General features: G+C 48.6%; 16 protein-coding genes and 1 riboswitch. Of the genes, 12 read left to right on the forward strand and 4 right to left on the reverse strand.

The features are described 5' to 3' along the window. The first annotated feature begins 451 nt into the window (after window positions 1–451). Window positions 452–967, forward strand: a complete 516-nt coding sequence (gene def / locus ABT56_RS00525) for a peptide deformylase (protein ID WP_047876891.1) — start codon at window positions 452–454, stop codon at window positions 965–967. 174 nt (window positions 968–1,141) lie between these two features. Here the strand turns inward: def and ABT56_RS00530 are convergent, their stop codons facing one another. Next, window positions 1,142–2,377: a tetratricopeptide repeat protein gene (locus tag ABT56_RS00530; RefSeq protein WP_053062334.1), complete on the reverse strand. Its 1,236-nt coding sequence runs from the start codon at window positions 2,375–2,377 to the stop codon at window positions 1,142–1,144. A gap of 367 nt (window positions 2,378–2,744) precedes the next feature. Here ABT56_RS00530 and ABT56_RS00535 point away from each other — a divergent pair, with 367 nt between their 5' ends. The 8 genes from ABT56_RS00535 (at window position 2,745) to ABT56_RS00570 (ending at window position 9,805) form a co-directional block, all read left to right on the forward strand. Beyond that, a complete protein-coding gene (locus tag ABT56_RS00535) occupies window positions 2,745–3,128 on the forward strand; it encodes a DUF3302 domain-containing protein (RefSeq protein WP_047876892.1) in 384 nt (127 codons plus the stop codon). Next, window positions 3,128–4,258: an HlyD family secretion protein gene (locus ABT56_RS00540; RefSeq protein WP_047876893.1), complete on the forward strand. Its 1,131-nt coding sequence runs from the start codon at window positions 3,128–3,130 to the stop codon at window positions 4,256–4,258. Before ABT56_RS00535 ends, ABT56_RS00540 begins: the two co-directional genes overlap by 1 nt. Window positions 4,259–4,459: 201 nt before the next feature. Then, a complete protein-coding gene (locus ABT56_RS00545; RefSeq protein WP_047876894.1) occupies window positions 4,460–5,830 on the forward strand; it encodes an L-serine ammonia-lyase in 1,371 nt (456 codons plus the stop codon). Window positions 5,831–6,005: 175 nt separating this feature from the next. Then, a complete protein-coding gene (locus ABT56_RS00550) occupies window positions 6,006–7,055 on the forward strand; it encodes an HlyD family secretion protein (RefSeq protein WP_047876895.1) in 1,050 nt (349 codons plus the stop codon). A gap of 45 nt (window positions 7,056–7,100) precedes the next feature. Further along, window positions 7,101–8,090: a DUF2955 domain-containing protein gene (locus ABT56_RS00555; protein WP_240478227.1), complete on the forward strand. Its 990-nt coding sequence runs from the start codon at window positions 7,101–7,103 to the stop codon at window positions 8,088–8,090. After that, window positions 8,087–8,548, forward strand: coding sequence for a MarR family winged helix-turn-helix transcriptional regulator (locus ABT56_RS00560; protein WP_047876897.1), 462 nt, complete (start codon window positions 8,087–8,089; stop codon window positions 8,546–8,548). The genes ABT56_RS00555 and ABT56_RS00560 overlap by 4 nt, the downstream gene beginning before the upstream one ends. Window positions 8,549–8,670: 122 nt before the next feature. Beyond that, entirely contained in the window at window positions 8,671–8,979 is a 309-nt protein-coding gene (locus tag ABT56_RS00565) for a PTS fructose transporter subunit IIB (protein ID WP_047876898.1), read from the forward strand. Window positions 8,980–8,983: 4 nt separating this feature from the next. Beyond that, window positions 8,984–9,805 carry a PTS sugar transporter subunit IIA gene (locus ABT56_RS00570; RefSeq protein WP_047876899.1) on the forward strand — a complete coding sequence of 274 codons (822 nt, stop codon included), beginning with the start codon at window positions 8,984–8,986 and terminating at the stop codon, window positions 9,803–9,805. Between the two features lie 3 nt (window positions 9,806–9,808). Here the strand turns inward: ABT56_RS00570 and ABT56_RS00575 are convergent, their stop codons facing one another. After that, the gene (locus ABT56_RS00575) at window positions 9,809–10,654 is read right to left on the reverse strand and encodes an AraC family transcriptional regulator (RefSeq protein ID WP_047876900.1); all 846 of its coding nucleotides are present in this window, start codon (window positions 10,652–10,654) and stop codon (window positions 9,809–9,811) included. 413 nt (window positions 10,655–11,067) lie between these two features. Between ABT56_RS00575 and ABT56_RS00580 the strand changes: the two genes are divergently transcribed. Both ABT56_RS00580 and manA read left to right on the forward strand, forming a co-directional pair. Continuing rightward, on the forward strand, window positions 11,068–12,969 hold the full coding sequence (locus ABT56_RS00580; protein ID WP_047876901.1) for a PTS fructose transporter subunit IIABC: 1,902 nt from the start codon (window positions 11,068–11,070) through the stop codon (window positions 12,967–12,969). A gap of 248 nt (window positions 12,970–13,217) precedes the next feature. Further along, complete coding sequence (gene manA / locus ABT56_RS00585; RefSeq protein ID WP_047876902.1) at window positions 13,218–14,420, forward strand: mannose-6-phosphate isomerase, class I; 1,203 nt, start codon at window positions 13,218–13,220, stop codon at window positions 14,418–14,420. Window positions 14,421–14,668: 248 nt separating this feature from the next. Here the strand turns inward: manA and ABT56_RS00590 are convergent, their stop codons facing one another. Further along, window positions 14,669–15,952, reverse strand: a complete 1,284-nt coding sequence (locus ABT56_RS00590) for a methyl-accepting chemotaxis protein (RefSeq protein ID WP_047876903.1) — start codon at window positions 15,950–15,952, stop codon at window positions 14,669–14,671. 598 nt (window positions 15,953–16,550) lie between these two features. On the opposite strand from ABT56_RS00590, the gene ABT56_RS00595 reads away from it, so the two are divergent. Then, window positions 16,551–16,892 carry a hypothetical protein gene (locus ABT56_RS00595; protein WP_047876904.1) on the forward strand — a complete coding sequence of 114 codons (342 nt, stop codon included), beginning with the start codon at window positions 16,551–16,553 and terminating at the stop codon, window positions 16,890–16,892. Window positions 16,893–17,310: 418 nt separating this feature from the next. Here ABT56_RS00595 and ABT56_RS00600 read toward each other — a convergent pair whose 3' ends face one another. Next, window positions 17,311–18,396, reverse strand: a complete 1,086-nt coding sequence (locus ABT56_RS00600) for a methyl-accepting chemotaxis protein (RefSeq protein ID WP_047876905.1) — start codon at window positions 18,394–18,396, stop codon at window positions 17,311–17,313. 739 nt (window positions 18,397–19,135) lie between these two features. Next, a riboswitch (cyclic di-GMP riboswitch) is annotated at window positions 19,136–19,227 on the forward strand. The last annotated feature ends 37 nt before the right edge of the window (window positions 19,228–19,264 follow it).

Genomic DNA, 19,264 nt, shown 5'->3' on the forward strand with positions numbered 1-19,264 from the left:
CATTCCCGTTCCATAATTACCCTGGGTTCCAAGCAGGATAAGCTGGGTGCCCCCAGCAATGTCTAACAAGGCCGTAATCCCCGTTAGACATTTCAGCCCCCCCTTACGGGGAAACTTCATATTTGTTGATTTGTGTCTCTCAAATCTGTGTGTAGATTATCACAATATTTTAGTAATGCAAAAATTTTTTGAATGGTTACTACTTTTTTTGATTCTAATCATCATTAGTAGCGCTTTCTAAATTTTAGTTGATATATGCCTTTAAAAAATTTTAATTGTGATATAGGAAAACATAAGCCATTTTCCTAACTTAGCGCATCATATATCCTCGCGAGCACTAAAATCTTGATGTAAGTTAAGTATCAAGATTACCCCGTGAAATTTAACCGCAGTTGAATGAACGACCGTATTTATACCACTCACGGTCATTGGTATTACGAGGATAACAAGGATGGATACGTTGCAGATTGCCGAGTTAGGCCACCCAGTCCTCCGCAAGCAGGCCCGCCCCCTGCCCCCGGAGACCTTCAGCCAGTATGGTGCTTTCTTTACAGCCCTTGAGAAAAAGATGCTATACCACAACGGTGTCGGTATTGCCGCCCCACAAGTCGGCGAATCAATCAGGGCCTTTATCGTGGCTTCTCGGCCCAACCCGCGCTACCCCAATGCACCGGTAATGGAGCCCACCCTCATGATCAACCCCGAAATTCTCTGGGCCAGTGCCGATATGGAAAAGGACTGGGAGGGTTGCCTAAGCATTCCAGGGATAAGGGCATTGGTAAGCCGCCACAAGCACATCGAGGTACGCTACTTCACACCGGAAGGAGAAGAGATCACGACTCGGCTTGACGGTTTCATCGCCCGCATTTTCCAGCACGAACTGGATCACCTCAACGGGCTCGTTTTTCTGGACCGGGCAGATAAAACCGATTACTACAGCGAAAGTGAATACCTGAAACGGGTCTAACACCCTTCGCTGCATGGCCATCACTTCCCCTTTCTCGGCATAGCTCTTTTGATGTCTTGGTATATTCGTATGTTGAAGACACCGATAACCAACCAAACAGGCCCTTTTGGCTAGATATAAAAAAACGCTGACATGAAATCATGCCAGCGTTTTTCTTCGCTCTTCAGTGTATGACTACGACTTCGACGTATCTGGAGAAACCGGCTCCCATCCCGCCTGCCAATCCGTTGTTTGGAAAGAAGAAGACGCACTGCTTTCACTACCACTTGAATCAGAGGCAGATTGACCCTCAGACGACTCGCCAGAAAGGCCACTTGCCTCATCCGACGAATGAGATGATGCTTTTTGAGAACTCATCGCCTGATTGGAAAAGTCACCCAGTGCCAACGTTTCCAGCTCATCATGTGTAGGACGATAGCCCTTTCGCTCGTACAGCTTGTCTAGGAAACGAATTACCGACTGAGGTTCGAACGCCGCGCGGTTAATCATCATCTCAACGGTATTGGCAACATTCTGTACTCCCAATATCGATTCAATGCCAATATGCTGAACCACTTTATCCCGCTCAACTTTCGCCGAAGGGTGACCACTGACATGGGCCTGTGAGAGCCAAATATAAGCAATGGCATTGTCGTAGGCATCGCCTGCGCCATGCATCTTGGCGACGAGGATCTGTGCTTCCATATCCCTCAGTTCTGCGGCACGCTCCAGCCAATAAACCGTGCGGGAGCGGCTTTTCTCAACCGCGATACCAGCCTGATAGCAATAAGCCAGTTTCTTGAACGCCCTAACATCCTCGTGCAAGGCCGCTCGGAGACGCCACAAAAATGCCTCTTTCTGATCCTTGTCGGCAGCCTGATCGGATAAATACCAATCGCCCAAAAACAGCTGAGCAACCACCAGCTCGGCGTCCGCCGCCTGATGGATCAACGCCAAGCCACCCTCGACATCAATATCTGTTCCGTGTCCCTTGATCTTATAGCGGCCAAGCTCAAAGCACGCTTCTGGCACATTACTTTTAGCTTTTAGCCTCTGCGTCCAATATTCCGATTTTTCCTCGCCATGCGGATCATCAATATCGTGTTTGCACAATCTGGCCATCGCATTCATAGCAATTTCATGATCCTGCTCGGCAGCTTTACCATACCAATACAGTGCCTCGCGAATATTGGTAGCCTCATATTCTTTGGCAAGCGACAGCTGGCTTTGCACATGGCCCGTCTGGGCCTTGAAAATCTTCTCTTCTCTTTCCGCCATCTTGGCTTTTTCCAACACCAAGCGGTACTTTTCGTCCTTGACGCGTTGCTCCTTGGCTTTCTCGGCCTCGATATCCTGCGCTACGCTATAGCGGTAGATAATCCATCCCAGCAAACCAACAACAATCGCCAACCCGATCAAAAGACTAGTCATAGTTCCCCTGAAAAATACACATACATTATTCGACGCCCCCAGTTCAGCCAGAGCGCCAGAACATCAATACCTCCGAACAAGGCAAACCACTTTACACATCGGATCAGATAGCCTTCCCCATATCATCGGCCGCATTTGCTCTGACTGGAGGCAAAAACAAAAAAATATCCCCTCAGCGCCTTACCCACGCAATTGAGTGCTAGGTTTTAATAAGAACGGCAAAAGTATCATTGGCCTCATAACCCACCGCGGCACCCCAAAACAGCATTTTATGAGGGTGAACCACGACGTGAATCGCCGCAGGGTGCTAACCGTATGATTCTTGGCTTATATATCAATAAGTAAGGTCTCTTCGCAAGGAGCAAGGATGTTTCTCGACTATTTTGCCCTCGGTTTACTGTGCTTTGTAGCACTTGTCTTGTTTTACGGCATTATCGCCATCCACGATATTCCCTATGAGATATCCAAAACCCGCAACCATCCCCACCAGGATGCCATCCACTATGCCGGATGGGTCAGCTTGTTTACCCTGCATGCGCTCTGGCCGTTTCTGTGGATCTGGGCCACCTTGTGGCGCGAAGACCGGGGGTGGGGATTTACCAAAATCCAAAACGAACAAAACGAACTCCACCATGAAGTACTCAACCTCGCCAAACAGGTTGAGCACCTAACAGAAAAAGTCGCGGAGCTTGAAGTAAAGCAAAGCACCAACGGGCACAGCCAAAAACCATCTAGGGGAGATGAACGCTAATGGATCTACTGCTCATCCTTACCTATGCGGCGCTCTGCATCGCAATATTTAAAATTTTCAAGATCCCCCTCAACAAGTGGACGGTACCAACTGCGGTACTGGGCGGAATCATCCTCATCGGCACCTTGATCTTGCTGATGAACTACAACCACCCCCACAGCAACCTCGGCGGACAGTTCTTTGTCACAACCCCCATTGTGCCGGGCGTACGCGGCAAGGTCATCGAAGTACCAGTTACGCCCAACAGCCAGATCAAAAAAGGGGATATACTCTTCAAAATCGACCCGACCCCTTATCAGGCCGAAGTCCAGCTGCAACGCGCGGCACTGGCCGAAGCCAAGCAATACGTACTGGGACTGGAATCAGCCTACCACGCGGCCAGGGCGACAACCTCCCGCGCCCTTGCCGAACGCGATCGCACCCTTACTCAATACCGCCGCTATGAGAAAGGCTTCAAGCGGGGTGCTTTCACAAAATCCGATGTTGATAACCGCCGCCAGTTCTACCGTAGCGCCGAAGCAGCCCTAACAGCAGCCCGCGCCGAAGAACAACGCGCCAAACTGGCCTATGAGTCTGAGATTCTTGGGGAGAACACCACAACAGCCAAGGTCAGAGCACAGCTGGTTCAAGCTGAGTTTAACCTTCAGGAAACCATTGCCTACGCACCAACGGACGGCATCGTCACTCAAGTCACCCTCCGTCCGGGTATGATGGCCGTCCCGGTTCCGCTTCGCCCCGTCATGACCTTCATCCACAAAGAGGAGCAGTTCTTCATTGGCGCATTTCGGCAGAATTCTTTGCTCAGACTAAAGCCCGGATTCAAAGCCGATTTCATCTTCAGGGCCCTGCCGGGACAGACTTTTCAGGGCGAAGTAGTGGAAGTGCTCCCCGCTATTGGTGAAAGCCAAGTACAGGCCGCGGGCATGCTCTACGGTAGCGACTTACTGCTAAGGCAGGGGCGACCGCTGGTCAAGCTCAAAATCACAGACGATCTCAGCCAGTATCACCTGCCGCAAGGGGCCAACGTTGAGATTGCCGTTTATTCGGATCGCTTCGAGCATGTCTCGGTAATGAGGAAAGTCTTGATCCGGATGAAAAGCTGGCAGAACTACCTGTTCCTCGATCATTGATAGATCCTTGATCATTAATAGTGCCTTGATCATCGTTCTGCGATCATCCTCATGCTTCCGGCGTATATTGGGCCCTGCCGCTCGATCTCACAGCCAACGGGGGAGATGATCAAAACCGGATGATCCGCAACCCTCGGCAGAAATATCGTCTAGGATGATGATAAGCTTTACTGTCCGTGATCTATCCGTCAGGAGCTGGCTATGCTGTCGATTTTTGATATTTACAAAGTGGGTGTCGGCCCTTCCAGCTCGCATACCAACGGGCCGATGCTTGCCGGTTATGCGTTCTGCCAGAAAATACTCCCCGAGCTACCTCGGATTGAGCGAGTAAAGGTTGACCTGTACGGCTCGCTATCACTCACGGGCAAAGGCCACCACACCGACAGGGCCACCCTGCTCGGCCTGATGAACAACCAACCCGATACCATCGACATTACGATTGCGAACCAAGCCTTGGCCAAAGGTTCTGCCAGTAACACCCTGCACCTTGCCGGAAAGAAAACCATCGGCTTTAATGCCGACAAGGATATGCTATTTCACAACACCAACCTGCCCCTGCACGAAAACGGTATGATCCTCACCGCCTTCGACAAAGACGGCAAGCCCGTGCTCGCCGACACCTATTACTCCATCGGCGGCGGATTTATCGCCACAGCCGACGAGCTACAGCACGGCAAGCCCAGCCAGAGTATTGAGGTTCCCTACCCCTTCCATTCCGCCGATGAGATCCTCGCCACCTCTGAGCGCGAGGGGATCAGCCTTGGCACCTTGATCCTGCGCAACGAGCTGGCCTTTCGCAGCCAACACGAGATCGACCGCAAAACCGACCTGATCTGGTCAGTCATGTCCCAATGCATGCAGCGCGGTTTTGCCACCGAAGGAATACTGGAAGGAGGGCTCCATGTGGTTCGCCGCGCCCCCGCCTTGCTAAAGGCACTGGAATCAAACAGGGCTCTTGATAACGATCCGATGGCGGTTCTTGACTGGGTCAACTTGTTTGCCTTTGCCGTCAGCGAGGAAAATGCCGCCGGCGGGCAGGTGGTCACCTCGCCGACCAACGGCGCGGCAGGCGTGATCCCGGCCGTATTGATGTACTACCATAGATTTGTGTGCGAACTGGATAGCAAGCCGCTCAAAGACTTCCTTGCTGTTTCGGCCGCTATCGGCATGCTCTATAAAATGAACGCGTCCATCTCTGGTGCCGAAGTCGGCTGTCAGGGAGAAATCGGCGTATCGTCATCAATGGCAGCAGCAGGCCTGACGGCGATCCGCGGCGGCAGCAACGAGCAAATCTGCATGGCAGCCGAAATCGCCATGGAACACTCGCTGGGCATGACCTGCGATCCCATCGCCGGGCTGGTTCAAATCCCCTGCATAGAGCGCAACGCCATGGGGGCGATAAAGGCCATTAATGCTTCGCGCATGGCCCTGAAACGCAATAGCAAATCGCGTATCTCTCTCGACAAGGTCATCGAGACCATGTACCAGACCGGCAAGGACATGAACAAGAAATACCGCGAAACCTCCCTTGGCGGTCTGGCCATGATCCACTTGGCGCCACCATGCGAATAAGCACCCAGCAGCACCGTGCGTCAACGTTCCATCGATGCACCACTATCATCTTACCGCTCATCCCCGCTCCCAAAAAAATTTGCATTCCTTGAGTGAACAACTATTTTTGTTGCCAATACAACAAAAATAGTTATACTGCGCTTCATTGATATTATTGTTGTATGGGTAACAATAAATGACTGAGAAAATTTACCAATATACGCTTTATGCCGTGCTCGCTATCACGCTCGGCTTTTCCGCCTTTTTGATCAGCGCCGATAACCTGTCGCCATTTACCACCCAGGCCACCATGCACAAAACCGTTGCCAATATCGCCCCGGAAGTGTCGGGGGTTGTCGCTACGGTAGATGTCAGCAACGGCGAGTTTGTCCATGCCGGTGATACCTTGTTTACCTTGGATAACCACCGCTATGCGCTGGCCGTCAAACAGGCCGAGGCAGAGCTGCATCAGGCCGAGCAGTCACATTCGGCCAAATGGCAACAGCTTCATGCGGCCGAGCAGGCACTCGCCCAACGGATGGTCGAAGCCAACAATGCCCACAATCAGCTGCTCCGCCAGCAAGCACTGCAAGCCAAGGGGTTGATCACCGTTCAGGCTTTCGACGATGCAAAAACAGCCGCTGACGTTGCAACCAGTGCCGTAAAAGCCGCCAAGGCCGACATCGCCCGCCTCAATGCCGAACTGGCTACCGGCAACAAAAATGCGGCAATTGAGCTGGCCGAGGCCAAGCTGGCCAGTGCCAAACTTGATTTGGCCCGATCCCACGTCGTCGCCAAAACTGATGGCACCGTCAGCAACCTCCAGTTACAGGCCGGCACCTATGTCAACCAAGGCTCCGTGGTAATGTTTGTCGTGAACGAAACCAACACATGGCTAAGTGCCGACTTCAATGAAAAAGGCGTTGCCCATCTGCAGGCCGGTACGCCTGTTTGGATCAGCTTCGATGCCCTGCCGGGCAAGGTCTACCAAGGCACCATTGCCAATCAGGACCGCGCGGTGTTCGACGCAAACAATCCGGCCAACCAGCTTTCTACGGTTGGCAACGATAGCCGCTGGATCCGCGAGCAGCAGAAAATCCGAACCCGAATTACGGTTGATGAGGCCAACCCAGCATTAATCGCTGGCTCCCGAGCCAGCGTCATGGTCGAAAATGGCAACAGCCTGATCGACGGCATCGGTTATTGCTGGATATCACTGGTCTCTTGGTTCCGCTATATCTACTGATCGCCCTTTTCTGACTGATAACGCTTTAACGAGGTGATGCGAATCATGACCCCACAACGCCAAGATGCACTGCGCATCACCCTGACCATCACGATCTGCATGCTGGCTGGCAAGCTGCTGCACCTTGACTCCCCGGTCTACCTTGCCCTATACCCGACCATCCTGATGACCAAAGGGAAGGACTACTCTTGGGCTGGCATGCTGCGAACCTTCCTTCCGACGTTCGCCGCAGCCTCGCTGGCATTGCTGATCTGTGAAATCTTTGCCAACCATCCGTTTGTGATCTGGACGCTCAGCCTGCTGTTCTTCGATACCCTGCGCCGCCGGGCCGATACCCCGGCCAAAGCGGGGGCGATGCTGATGCCGACCTTCAACTGGATCCTGATCATTGTCTTCTCGCAGCACACCAGCATGGATATGCCGATGCGGATCCATGAAATTGGCCTTTCCATGCTAATCACCGCCTGCGTGGCCAAGGCGATGCTGCTCATCCTGCCGCAAGCCAAAGGCGGCAAACCACCTGCTTTTTCACCCAAGCCGGTCAGTTTCCAGCAGCGGCTGGTCTCACTGGGCCTGATCGGCGGCGGACTGGCATGCCTGATGATTGTTGATATTGTCTCGGCTACCTTCTGCATGGTCCCGGTTGTCGCCGCCGCGACCCAACCCGGCAGAGACAAATTCCTAGAAGTCGTCGAGCGCCGATTCATAACCCAAGTTGGCGGGTGTGCCATTGCCGTCATCTTCACGCTGCTGATGGCGGGCCACCAATCCATCCTCAGCTACTATGCGCTGGGGCTCGGCACGCTTATATTCCTGATCACCAACTGGATGACCCATGCCGACGGGCCTGCGCGAGATCTCCATGCCGACGCACTGCTGGCAACACTGCTCCCGATCCAGCTTTACATGGGTAACCAAACCCTCGGCTTGGAAAGTACTTACCTGCGGGCATGGGAACTGACGGTAACATTGGGTATATTGTTCACCCTGCACCAATTAACCCGTCGATCCGACAATACGAGACAAGCACGATGAGCATAACCATCAACGACATTCCGGAACTCGAAAACAATATGTCTTTCATGATGGGACTGGCCTACAAGCAATTTAGAACCCTCGCCAACCAGGTACTGGCCGCCGAATGGGACATCACCCTCGAAATGCTCGGCGCACTGCGGGTACTGGCGCACCGGGGCGAGATCCCGCAACAGGCGCTGGCCGAAGCGCTGCACCGAGAACGCTCGGTCACCAAGCGGCTGGTCGACAACTGCATCAAACGCGGACTGGTCGTGGCCAGAAAGAGCGAGACAAACAAGAAAGCACGCTATCTCGCCCTCACCGAACAGGGGCAGGAAACCAAAACCCAAGCCCACCAGCGCCTGCAAGCGATTGTTGCCGATTACTACGCCCCGCTCTCGGCCGACGAGCAGCGATTGCTGCTGAGCCTGTGCAAAAAACTGATCAAAGATGACGTGATCATCGGGGCTGATTAACACCCCGGGGAAAAATGCCACATTCTTAACGCAACTCAATGTGCGGATGTACATTCCGTGCTACATCTACGGCATTCGCTCCCGCGCAGTCGCGTTGGGATGATGACTATTCAGGAAAGAAAATGAAGATTGTTGCTGTTACAGCCTGCCCGACAGGCATTGCCCATACCTACATGGCTGCGGTAGAGCTTAAAAAAACGGCCCAGCAGCTCGGGATCCAAATCATGGTTGAGACCCAAGGCGCGATGGGGATCGAGAACCAGCTGAGCATTCAAGATATCGGCAAGGCCGATATCGTTCTCATCGCATCGGATATCGAAATAGAGCACAGGGCACGATTCACCGGCAGCAAAATCCATTGTGTCACGATCGAAGAAGTTCTGACCGATCCAATAAGCGTACTGAACCGCTGCAAGGCCCTGTGTGCCTAAGGCCATGAACATAGAACGCCGCATTACCTTCTTCCTTGGCGAGGAAGGTATTCCCGCCTGGATGCTCAACCGGCTGAAAACGCTTGCCCACTATTTCAAAGCCGTGGTGGTAATGCGCAATATCTCGCGGCTCAATATTGCCAATGCCGAACAACCGATGCAGATGATGAGCCTTGGCTCGCGGCCGGGCGATCTTTGCCAACTGCTGATCGAAGGGACAGACGCCGAGCTGGCGTGCATGACCCTGACCAATTTTATTGCCGAACACTGCCGCCTGATCAACAGCAGCTACCGCCAGCAGCCACACCGGCCAACGCCCACAACACCGCTGCCGTTCCCGTTCAGCCTCCACCACCTCGCACCATGCACAGACAAGAACGCCCAGCTGCAGGCCATTAGCCGCCTTGTCATCATCGCTGAAAAAGAGCAGCAAGACGCACCTCCCCATCCTGACGACATCGCCACCGCAACCCGCCAGCTATTCGAACAGCTCACGGCCCGCGAGTCGGTCTCCTCGACGGCGATGGGCAACGGCATCGCCCTGCCCCATGTGCTTAGCCCGCTTGTCAGCCAGCCCCATATCAGTGTCACGGCCCTCGATACCCCATTGGACTGGGGATCACAACGCGGACCGGTCCACCGCATCGTCGGGCTGGTGCTACCCGCACCGCCACAGCGACCGCATCTCGAGGCTTTTTCGTCTTTCTCACAACAGCTGCTTGTGACCAAATATTGCCAAGCGCTCGGCGACAACACCCACCCGGATGTACTCGAGGCGATCATCGTCCATGCCCTTGCCGCCCCCTTTGACCGGCGCGCCCCGTAGCGGCTACGAACTGGCCCGGTAGTCTGAGGGGGTCATCCCCGTTTTCTGCTTGAACACCCGGTAGAAATAGTTCACATCCTGAAAACCGCATCGGGTAGCAACCTCGCTCAGGCGGAAGGTGTATTTCTTGAGCATGAACTTGGCCCGCTCGATACGCACCCAGGTGATGTAATCAGCCATGCGCATATGCCCTTGTTGCCGAAAGAGGCGAGAGAGGTGGTTGGGGGTAATATTGAACCGCTTGGCGATAGAATCCCTGCCGATAGGCCGATGGAAATTCTCCTGAATATAGATACAGATCCCCTGATAGAGATCCTCGCTGCGTTTTTTGCTGCCTCTGGCCGGTGAGAGTAACATCTGCTGGCTGTAGCTAAGCAGGGCCTGCAGCAGGTACTCGTCCATAGGTTTCTTGTGCGGCTCTTTTGCCAAGGCATTGAGGGCAGCCAGAATATGGTCTATCGCATAGCCTGTACGGGTCTGGATACTGTATTTCTGCACATCGTAGAACCCCGACTGCTCCTTGGCCTTACTCACCAGACTAAACCCCAATTGGCGACGGCCGAACAACAGGCTCAGTACCGAGCAGTCAGTATCCCACATCGGCTTGTTCCAACTATTAGGCGGAATGTACAGTGCGTCGCCCGCCATAATACTGACTTCGGTGATCCCGTGATCGGGATCTTCAAGCATATTGATGTACTCACCGTGGATCACCATCTCAAGCCGGGGGAAGTTGACCTGGTAACTAAACTGGGGCGGGGTATGGAGATCGCCGCCAAACCAAATTTGGTTGAAATGCTCCCGCTCGCAAAGCAGGTTCTCAAGCAGGTGTTGGAATACTTGGCCCATCACAATCATTCATGGCAATAACAAGGCAGGCATTATTACCCGCCACCAGAACCTCAGCCAGTTTTATACTGTTGCAGGGCGAATTTGCGTGAACCCGATCACCAAAATATCCCCTTACACCTAGCTATTTGTTGTTACTTAACTCTAGTTTTTATTATGACACCAAATAAAAACACACTGTAAGCAGCATCCAAACAAACCAACTAAATAACTGATTTATAATAAATTAATATTGTTAGCAGATAACAAAACCATCAATATGTCATATGAGAATTAGATCACACTATGCTACCTAGGTTACAAATATCCAGTAATTGCCCCTCTGGTACACTATAAACGAACCTGCAATATCGCTGAAAATATCCCCAACGGCACAACAAGCCGAATAATAATTCTCATAAGGGGGAACGCTCATGATCACCAATTTGATTAATGAGAAGCTAATTTGCCTGAACCTGAAGGCAACCAGCAAAGAAGAGGTCTTTGTCGAAATGATCGAGCTGCTGCACCAGCAGGGACGTGTCAGCGACAAACAACAATTCCTGGCCGACATCCACGCCCGCGAAGAGCTGGGCAATACCGGTTTTGAGGACGGCGTCGCCCTTCCCCACGCCAAGAGCGCCGCCGTTGCCGAACCGGCCGTTGCCATCGGTGTGAGCCGTAGCGGCATTGAATACGGAGCCGAAGACGGCCTGCCATCCAAACTCTTTTTCATGATTGCCTCGCCAGACGGCGGAGCCAACCACCATATCGAAGTACTGGCAGAACTTTCGTCCAAGCTGATCGAAGACGGCTTCATCGATGCCTTCCTCAAAGCGGAGAGCGAATCAGAAGCACTTGGCCTGCTACTGCAAAAAACCGAAACCGCCGATACCCCCGTTGCCAACAAAGGCCTGCTGATCGGTGTGACCGGCTGTCCTGCCGGTGTTGCCCACACCTACCTTGCCGCTGAGGCACTAGAGAAAGGGGCAGCCGAACTGGGCTATGAAATCAAAGTCGAAACCAACGGTTCCATCGGGGTGAAAAACAGCCCGACAGCCGAGGAGATCGCCCGCGCCGAAGCCATCATTGTAAGCTGCGACAAGCAGGTAGACATGGCTCGCTTTGCCGGCAAGCGCCTGATCAAAACAGGCGTAAAAGCCCCGATCAAAGATGCCAAAGGTCTAATTGGCCAAGCACTGGAAGCGCCCGCCTACCAGGTATCCGGCGACGAAAAACCGGCAGAAACCACAAGCAAAGCCTCGCAGGCTCGTTCTGATCTGTACCGCTACCTGATGAACGGCGTATCGCATATGATCCCGTTCGTGGTAACCGGCGGTTTGCTCATTGCATTGGCACTGGCAATCGGTGGCGAACCATCCGCTGGCGGTATGCAAATCCCTGACGGCAGCATGTGGAACCAAGTGCTGAACGTGGGTGTGGTTGCCTTTACCCTGATGATCCCAATTCTGGCCGGTTACATTGCCTATGCGATTGCTGACCGCCCTGCACTGGCTCCGGGCCTGATTGGTGGCTGGATTGCCAACAACGGTTCTTTCTACGGCGCCGAAGCGGGTACCGGTTTCATCGGTGCGATTGTCGCAGGCCTGCTGGTAGGTTACTTCGTTAAGTTCATCGTGAACATCAACTACCACAAGTTCATCCAGCCGCTGGTGCCTATCATGATTGCACCTATCACCGGCTCTCTGTTCATCGCGGGTATGTTCATCTTCGTTATCGGTGCGCCAATCGCCAGCCTGATGGACGGCCTAACCGCTATGCTGACCAACATGAGCTCGGGTAACGTGATCCTACTGGGTATTGTACTGGGTGGCATGGCTGGCTTCGATATGGGTGGTCCATTCAACAAGGTCGCCTTCCTGTTCTCTGTCGGCATGATTGCAAGCGGTCAAACACAGTTCATGGGGGCGATGGCATGTGCTATCCCTGTTGCCCCTCTGGGTATGGCTCTGGCGACGGTTATCGGTCGCAAGTTCAACATCTTTGAACAGTCTGAAATCGAAGCAGGTAAAGCATCGGGCGCAATGGGCTTGGTGGGTATCTCTGAAGGTGCGATTCCATTCGCCGCGCAAGATCCAATGTCTGTGATTCCAGCCAACGTACTTGGCTCAATGGTTGCTGCGGTAATGGCGTTCTCATTCGGCATCACCAACAGCGTTGCCCACGGCGGCCCGGTTGTTGCCCTGCTAGGTGCCATGAACAAGCCGGTACTAGCCCTTGCCTGTATGGCTGCGGGTGCTGTTGTTACCGCGCTGGTTGCAGTCTCTCTGAAGAAAATGCGTCAGGCCAAAGCACAGCAAGAAGCAATAGCATAAATCCCCCTCTGCCGGTGTCCACGGAGCCGGCAGGTCTATGGGCATACCGAGTGATATGCCCGCCAAGCTCCCTCCCGTCGAGGGAGCTTTTTTACCCGCTCTTCCCGCGAATCGTTAAAAATTTCAGGCCAACTTTGATAAGATGCGTTGAGTGATATAAATACCCATACGATACCCACTTCCTTAGTCTCCATCACCGCACCGAAGTGACGGGCATTAACGAAATCGGTATTACACTAAGGAACGCCATGACAACCGCAACTTCTTCCCCGCGTTTTTTCCGCATGCACAACATCATTCAGGACTACGCATGGGGTAGCACCACCTCTATTACCGAGCTTTTCGGCTTTGCCAACCCAGAGCAAAAGCCACAGGCGGAGATCTGGATGGGTGCGCACCCGAACGGCTGCTCTACCATCGAGGTCAATGCCACGCCGACCCTGCTCTCTGATTTTATCAGCAATGACATGGCAGCCCTTATCGGCCCACAAACTGCCGAGCAGTTCGGCGAACTGCCATACCTGTTCAAAGTCCTTGCCGCAGAGAAAGCACTGTCTATTCAGGTGCACCCAAGCAAGGTGCAGGCCGAGGCAGGCTTTGCCAAAGAAGAAGAACTAGGCGTTGCACGTACCGCAGGCAACCGCAACTACAAAGATCCCAACCACAAGCCCGAGCTGGTATATGCCCTGACGCCTTATCAGGCGATGAACGGTTTCCGCCCTTATACTGAGATTGTCAGCCTCTTCAATGCCCTGTCTATCAGCGAGCTAGCCGAGTTGGTTGCCGCGCTGGAGGGCAACCAGAACGAACAAGGTCTGGAGCGTTTCTTCGAAGCCATGCTGTCACTGACAGGCGACACCAAAGACAGCGCGGTTGCCAAGCTGCTGGTGCATGCCGAAAACCATCAGGACGATGAGCTCTTCGCCCTTATCCTTGAGCTGGCAAGCCAGTACCCGGGCGATATCGGCCTGTTCGGCCCGCTGATGCTAAATACCCTGACCCTGCAGCCGGGCGAGGCGATGTTCCTCAACGCCTGCACCCCGCACGCCTACATTAAAGGCACCGGCCTTGAAATCATGGCCAACTCCGACAACGTTCTGCGCGCGGGCCTCACGCCGAAATATATGGACGTTCCGGAGCTGGTAGCCTGCACCCGCTGCGTGCCAATGCCTGCCGAAACCCTGCTGCTGGCGCCTACGCGCGAACAAGGTGCCGAGCACTACCCGATCCCAGTGCCAGACTTCAAGTTCAGCGTCTACCAAGGCGAGCAGGCATTTGTGCTAACCACCCACAGCGCGGAAATCCTGCTGGCCATTGATGCGCCGCTGACCGTCTCTCACCAAAGTGGTGACACGCTCACCGTGGAAAAGGGCGAGTCTATCTTCATTCCGGCAAACACCGGCCGTTTTGAAGCAAGTTCAACAGGCCGCTTCGCCCGCGCCTACAACTAATTGTCGCCGCCCCTCGTTGCTGGCAATAATGACAAGATAAAACACAAAAGGCCTGAGCAATTCAGGCCTTTTTATTGGTTGCTCTATCCGCGCAATAGAAGATTAGCATTGCACCATAAGGACGGTAATTCATTCCGTCATCGGCAACAGTCAACCAATGGACGATTTATAATCTGATAACAGGATGCGACGCTTACCCACTATGTTTTTCTTGACCACTATCTACATTTTGAAGGAGGAACATTACATTAACTATTCAGACTCATAACTGTTTTTGAAACGTTCTCAGCCCCTTTATATATTTCGTTCATAACAGTAGATACTTCAGACATTTTTGTACTTCCAACTTCCGATACGGTTGCAACCTCATGCATGAAGTGAGTAATCTCCGTCGTTAATTCTTGGTTTTCATCAAATATATGGGTAATTTCTGCTGTTGATTCTGCTGTTCTTGATGCCAGTTTTCTAACTTCATCAGCAACCACAGCGAATCCTCGCCCTTGCTCACCCGCCCTCGCGGCTTCGATTGCTGCATTCAGTGCCAGCAGGTTTGTCTGATCTGCAATACCTTTAATCGTCAAAACGGTTTGAGATATGTTATATGACTTTTCATTTAGCTCTGCCATTTTATCCACTGCGGCGGAAATTTTATCACTAATAACATGTGATATTTCAACCGATTCTTGCAGTAATTTAGAACCGTCAAGTGCAATTTGAGACGTTTCAACTGATGTACTGTAGGCAATTTCTGATGTTTGTGAAACAGCCAAATTACGCTCTACTTGCTTGGTAACATCTGAAGCAAATTTAATTACACTAACTATATCCCCACATTCATTTAATATAGGATTATAAGTCGCTTCAATCCAAACATTTTCTCCGAAAGCATCTTTTCGAAGAAACTGGCCGCTTTTATACACTCCTCTTCTCAAATCCTCCCAAAAATCAGGGTTTTCATTATAAAAGTCATCATAGCAGAACATTTTATGATGATGGCCAATAATGTCTCTTTCTTGATATTTTAAAACATTCAGGAAATTTTCATTAGCACCAATAACTATGCCATCAACAGAAAACTCTATTACTGCCATTGATTTGTTGAGCGCATCAATAATACTTTTATTTTTAGCATCATCTTTATGCAAACTAGTAACATCGCTTGCAATTTTCAATATTTTATCAATATGTCCATCATGATCTTTTATGGGGATATAGTTGGCTAGAAAAATAACATGGCTACCATCTTTGCATATACATGTAAATGAACCATCAAGAGATTCACCCAAGCCTAATGCGAGCCAAAACTCCTTATATGCATTAGTCCTAGTATCATTTGGGTCATATAGCACACTATGATGCTTACCCGTGATTTCATTCAAATCATAGCCAGTTATTGTTAAAAACCTATCACTAGCAGTAACAATATAACCATGCTTATCAAACTCTATACTTATAGTATTATCAACGATAGCATCGTATACACCACCATTAGATAACAATTCATGTTTTTCTTTTTTCTTCTTGAAGAACATAACTCTCACATCTCTATGTATATTATATTTATTTTTGTTTTCAATATATTATTAATCATCACAATAGACTTTATCTATCATGAAAACATGGTAATTCTAACCATTAGACATTATCGAAAGGAACTAGAAGGAATTACAAACAAGAACTTTATTAGCAAGAATGAATCGGGATCACCTTTTTATTTGTAAGAAGTTTTATAAAACCATTCTATTCTTTTGATTATCTTCAGATTGAAGTCATCCAGATACAAACTAAGATACTCAGATATCAAGAACAGTAACGATATTAAAAAGCCAGAAAGCAAAGTACATTATGGATACGATAAGATTTTTTTATCAACCTTTCTGCAATATGAAAAATCGAGAAAAAACAGAAAAAAATCACGAACACTTCACACTCGTCCATTTATAGTGACCGTAGCTTGGCAGCACTTAAAATTCAACGTAGCTAGGTATTGAATCCTAACTACGTTGAACACCAAGGAAACTTATAGAAATTATTATATTTTATCACCCAAAAGTTAAGAACCACCCCTGAACACAAGGAACGTGTTCACCTTTTGGTGATGTACACTATTTAGTTTTAACAGGAGATATAATGTCATACGTTCAATACTTATTAAGCTACTCTGTTAAACCATGTACAGATTATGAATGCGATAGAGAAAAGGCCAATAAAGTAAGGTCTAAAATTGCCAATATTACTGAATTAGGCTGGTTTAAATCACAAAATGTTGAAACAACATTTACCGGTAATTTCTTTATGGCAGAAGAATATTTAACAAATGATGAAAAAATTGCAGAATCTAAAAAATTCGTAAGATCAGAATTTATTCGAATCCTACGAGAATGTGAAGCTAGTAAGTATGATGTAAGAATAGAGTGTGAGATGATGGTAGATAAAATTGGTAAAAGTTTTTCTTTTTCTATTACTTACTAAACTTTATTTCAAAGTAAATTATATCTTTATCAATACACCCCATGCCAGAATGTTAACTATTTCTGGCATTATTAATGTAAAACCACACTTAAAACTTATGATATAAAAGTCACATATGGGAAATATAAACAACAAGACAAATAAATGAAACAATAAAACCAACAAACAAACATGTTAATGTATATAGTCTATGATCAATAACTAAAAAACTGATGACAAACAATATTGGTGGGATAGCCAATAATAATCTCATTGCTTTTTTATTCACGTCAGTTCTACCTTTGCAGTAAACAAACCATATAAATTCGATATAATAGTAAACTTATCATTTACACTTAGCCATGAACTCTATGTTTGATATCAACAATAATTATGCATTAACCCTAAAATGAATAGTTTCCGCTTTTAATAATATTTGTTATTTACTTATAATTTCATTCATCAAGCAATCAATTTGGATTACTACCTGCTCACTATATTTCTCCATTTTATTTATAGCTACTACCATTTCAGCTATATTACCTAAATTAGCTTGAGCCAATGCATACCGACCAGCATCATGAACTCCCTTATGTGGTTCCTCAAGCAATGCATAACTTCTGAAATGAGAATATAATCGGCCACTTCCTTGGTAGTACCACTGGCCTAACCGGCATTCTGTATGACTATTTACATTTTCGCCAAACAAGCCTTTTTGCAATAAACAATAAATATTATTTTTCCAAATTGCATGATCAAGTTTTACTGTATCAAGAAATGCTCTAGTCGCCGTCATATGAATTACTCGTTTCATATACTCAGATTTGTCTACGACTTCATTGACTATAGAACCGATTTGAGAACTAGAAGCAGATACTTCCTCAGCACTAACTTGGTTTTCATCAATAGAGATTTTAATCTCATTTACCTGTGCCAATACCTGAGTTACGAGTAAATCAATATTTTCGCTAGCTTTACTGGCTTTCCCGGCCAAATTTCTTACCTCATCGGCCACCACTGCGAATCCCCGCCCGGTATCACCCGCTCGTGCAGCCTCAATTGCAGCATTAAGAGCCAACAAATTCGTTTGATCTGATATCTCTTTAATAGAAGAAACGAGGGAAGATATAGAATTAGCAGTATCATCCAAGACTCTTACAGACTCAATATTTTGCAAAACTTGGGTACTGATTTTTAACGATCTGTCATCAAGACGAACAAGTGCTTGATGTGTCTGTTTGAACATTTCTTCAAGTTGCTGTAAATCTTCATTCTCTTGCTCCATCAACTTAGCGCTTTCTTCCATGACTCCGCGCACAGTTCGAAGCATCTTTCCCCCCTTTAGAGTACTGGACATTAACTCATGATGAAATGTGACGTTTTGCTGTTCAACACTAATTAGTGTCTGGGCATCATGAAGTTTATTTTCCAAGACAGCAACTTCAACGTGGTACTTCTGTTTAAGATCTGATAACTCTTGCTTTAGCAAAGCTAATTCATCTTTTTTTCGTTTAAAACCAAACATAGGAAGATAACTTGAATATTAAAAACACCATGAACTTATAGGTACGAATAAAGCATAAAATTCAACACCTATCACAAATCAACAACACTCGCCGTATCTATGTATCATTTAAGTTACGTACGGGTTTTGTGTTAATGTTGAAGTTAAATACAACAAAAAAACTTGACATTACACTCAACTTCAATATGTACCAAGTTCGCTAAATCCATCTATACCGATCCTCTAACCATTAATGCTTACTCGACTCTAGTGCCAAAACGCCCAAACTTGACCATTTTTTGACCTTGAAGATGACAGTAACTTTCAATGCTTCAAGTCGAATTCACCACGCTTAATGAATACTGTTAGACACTATATTCACTTTATTACTTCACTGATAATAATAAATTAAAAATCAAGTTTTTTATAGTTCAAACTACCAATAAAAACATGATCATCAATCCAAAAATAACAATTTAACTTTCCCCCACAATTAAAGCACACATCTACCAGAATTATTTCCTCCCAAAACTTTATAAAAAAACATTATATATTTACCAACCACCAATATTATTTATAAGATCAGATTATTTTTATAAAAAAGAAAAATAAAGAGTATTTTTTAACCACAAAACACCACTACAGCTCACAAACAAACCACACGATATAATTTAATTTAAATTCCAATTTAATATTTAATTTTTCGAATGTAAGCTAATATAACCAAGTCAATAAACTTGGTTTTTAACCTTCATTATTAAAATCCATTTGGCAAATTATTCGAAAGAATAAGACGCAAAGCTTCCGGCCTGTCGACTGACTTTTTATGTCTATGGTAGCGGGGTTGCAAACCAACAAGGTTGTTTTGATTATCTTATGGAAAACTAAG

The sequence above is a fragment of the Photobacterium aquae genome (assembly GCF_001029445.1).
Taxonomy (GTDB): Bacteria; Pseudomonadota; Gammaproteobacteria; order Enterobacterales; family Vibrionaceae; genus Photobacterium; species Photobacterium aquae.

Bases quoted from the DNA above. Each gene is read 5' to 3' on its own strand.
- def (WP_047876891.1), top strand. From the start codon at position 452: ATGGATACGTTGCAGATTGCCGAGTTAGGCCACCCAGTCCTCCGCAAG.
- ABT56_RS00530 (WP_053062334.1), bottom strand. From the start codon at position 2,377: ATGACTAGTCTTTTGATCGGGTTGGCGATTGTTGTTGGTTTGCTGGGA.
- ABT56_RS00535 (WP_047876892.1), top strand. From the start codon at position 2,745: ATGTTTCTCGACTATTTTGCCCTCGGTTTACTGTGCTTTGTAGCACTT.
- ABT56_RS00540 (WP_047876893.1), top strand. From the start codon at position 3,128: ATGGATCTACTGCTCATCCTTACCTATGCGGCGCTCTGCATCGCAATA.
- ABT56_RS00545 (WP_047876894.1), top strand. From the start codon at position 4,460: ATGCTGTCGATTTTTGATATTTACAAAGTGGGTGTCGGCCCTTCCAGC.
- ABT56_RS00550 (WP_047876895.1), top strand. From the start codon at position 6,006: ATGACTGAGAAAATTTACCAATATACGCTTTATGCCGTGCTCGCTATC.
- ABT56_RS00555 (WP_240478227.1), top strand. From the start codon at position 7,101: ATGACCCCACAACGCCAAGATGCACTGCGCATCACCCTGACCATCACG.
- ABT56_RS00560 (WP_047876897.1), top strand. From the start codon at position 8,087: ATGAGCATAACCATCAACGACATTCCGGAACTCGAAAACAATATGTCT.
- ABT56_RS00565 (WP_047876898.1), top strand. From the start codon at position 8,671: ATGAAGATTGTTGCTGTTACAGCCTGCCCGACAGGCATTGCCCATACC.
- ABT56_RS00570 (WP_047876899.1), top strand. From the start codon at position 8,984: ATGAACATAGAACGCCGCATTACCTTCTTCCTTGGCGAGGAAGGTATT.
- ABT56_RS00575 (WP_047876900.1), bottom strand. From the start codon at position 10,654: ATGGGCCAAGTATTCCAACACCTGCTTGAGAACCTGCTTTGCGAGCGG.
- ABT56_RS00580 (WP_047876901.1), top strand. From the start codon at position 11,068: ATGATCACCAATTTGATTAATGAGAAGCTAATTTGCCTGAACCTGAAG.
- manA (WP_047876902.1), top strand. From the start codon at position 13,218: ATGACAACCGCAACTTCTTCCCCGCGTTTTTTCCGCATGCACAACATC.
- ABT56_RS00590 (WP_047876903.1), bottom strand. From the start codon at position 15,952: ATGTTCTTCAAGAAGAAAAAAGAAAAACATGAATTGTTATCTAATGGT.
- ABT56_RS00595 (WP_047876904.1), top strand. From the start codon at position 16,551: ATGTCATACGTTCAATACTTATTAAGCTACTCTGTTAAACCATGTACA.
- ABT56_RS00600 (WP_047876905.1), bottom strand. From the start codon at position 18,396: ATGTTTGGTTTTAAACGAAAAAAAGATGAATTAGCTTTGCTAAAGCAA.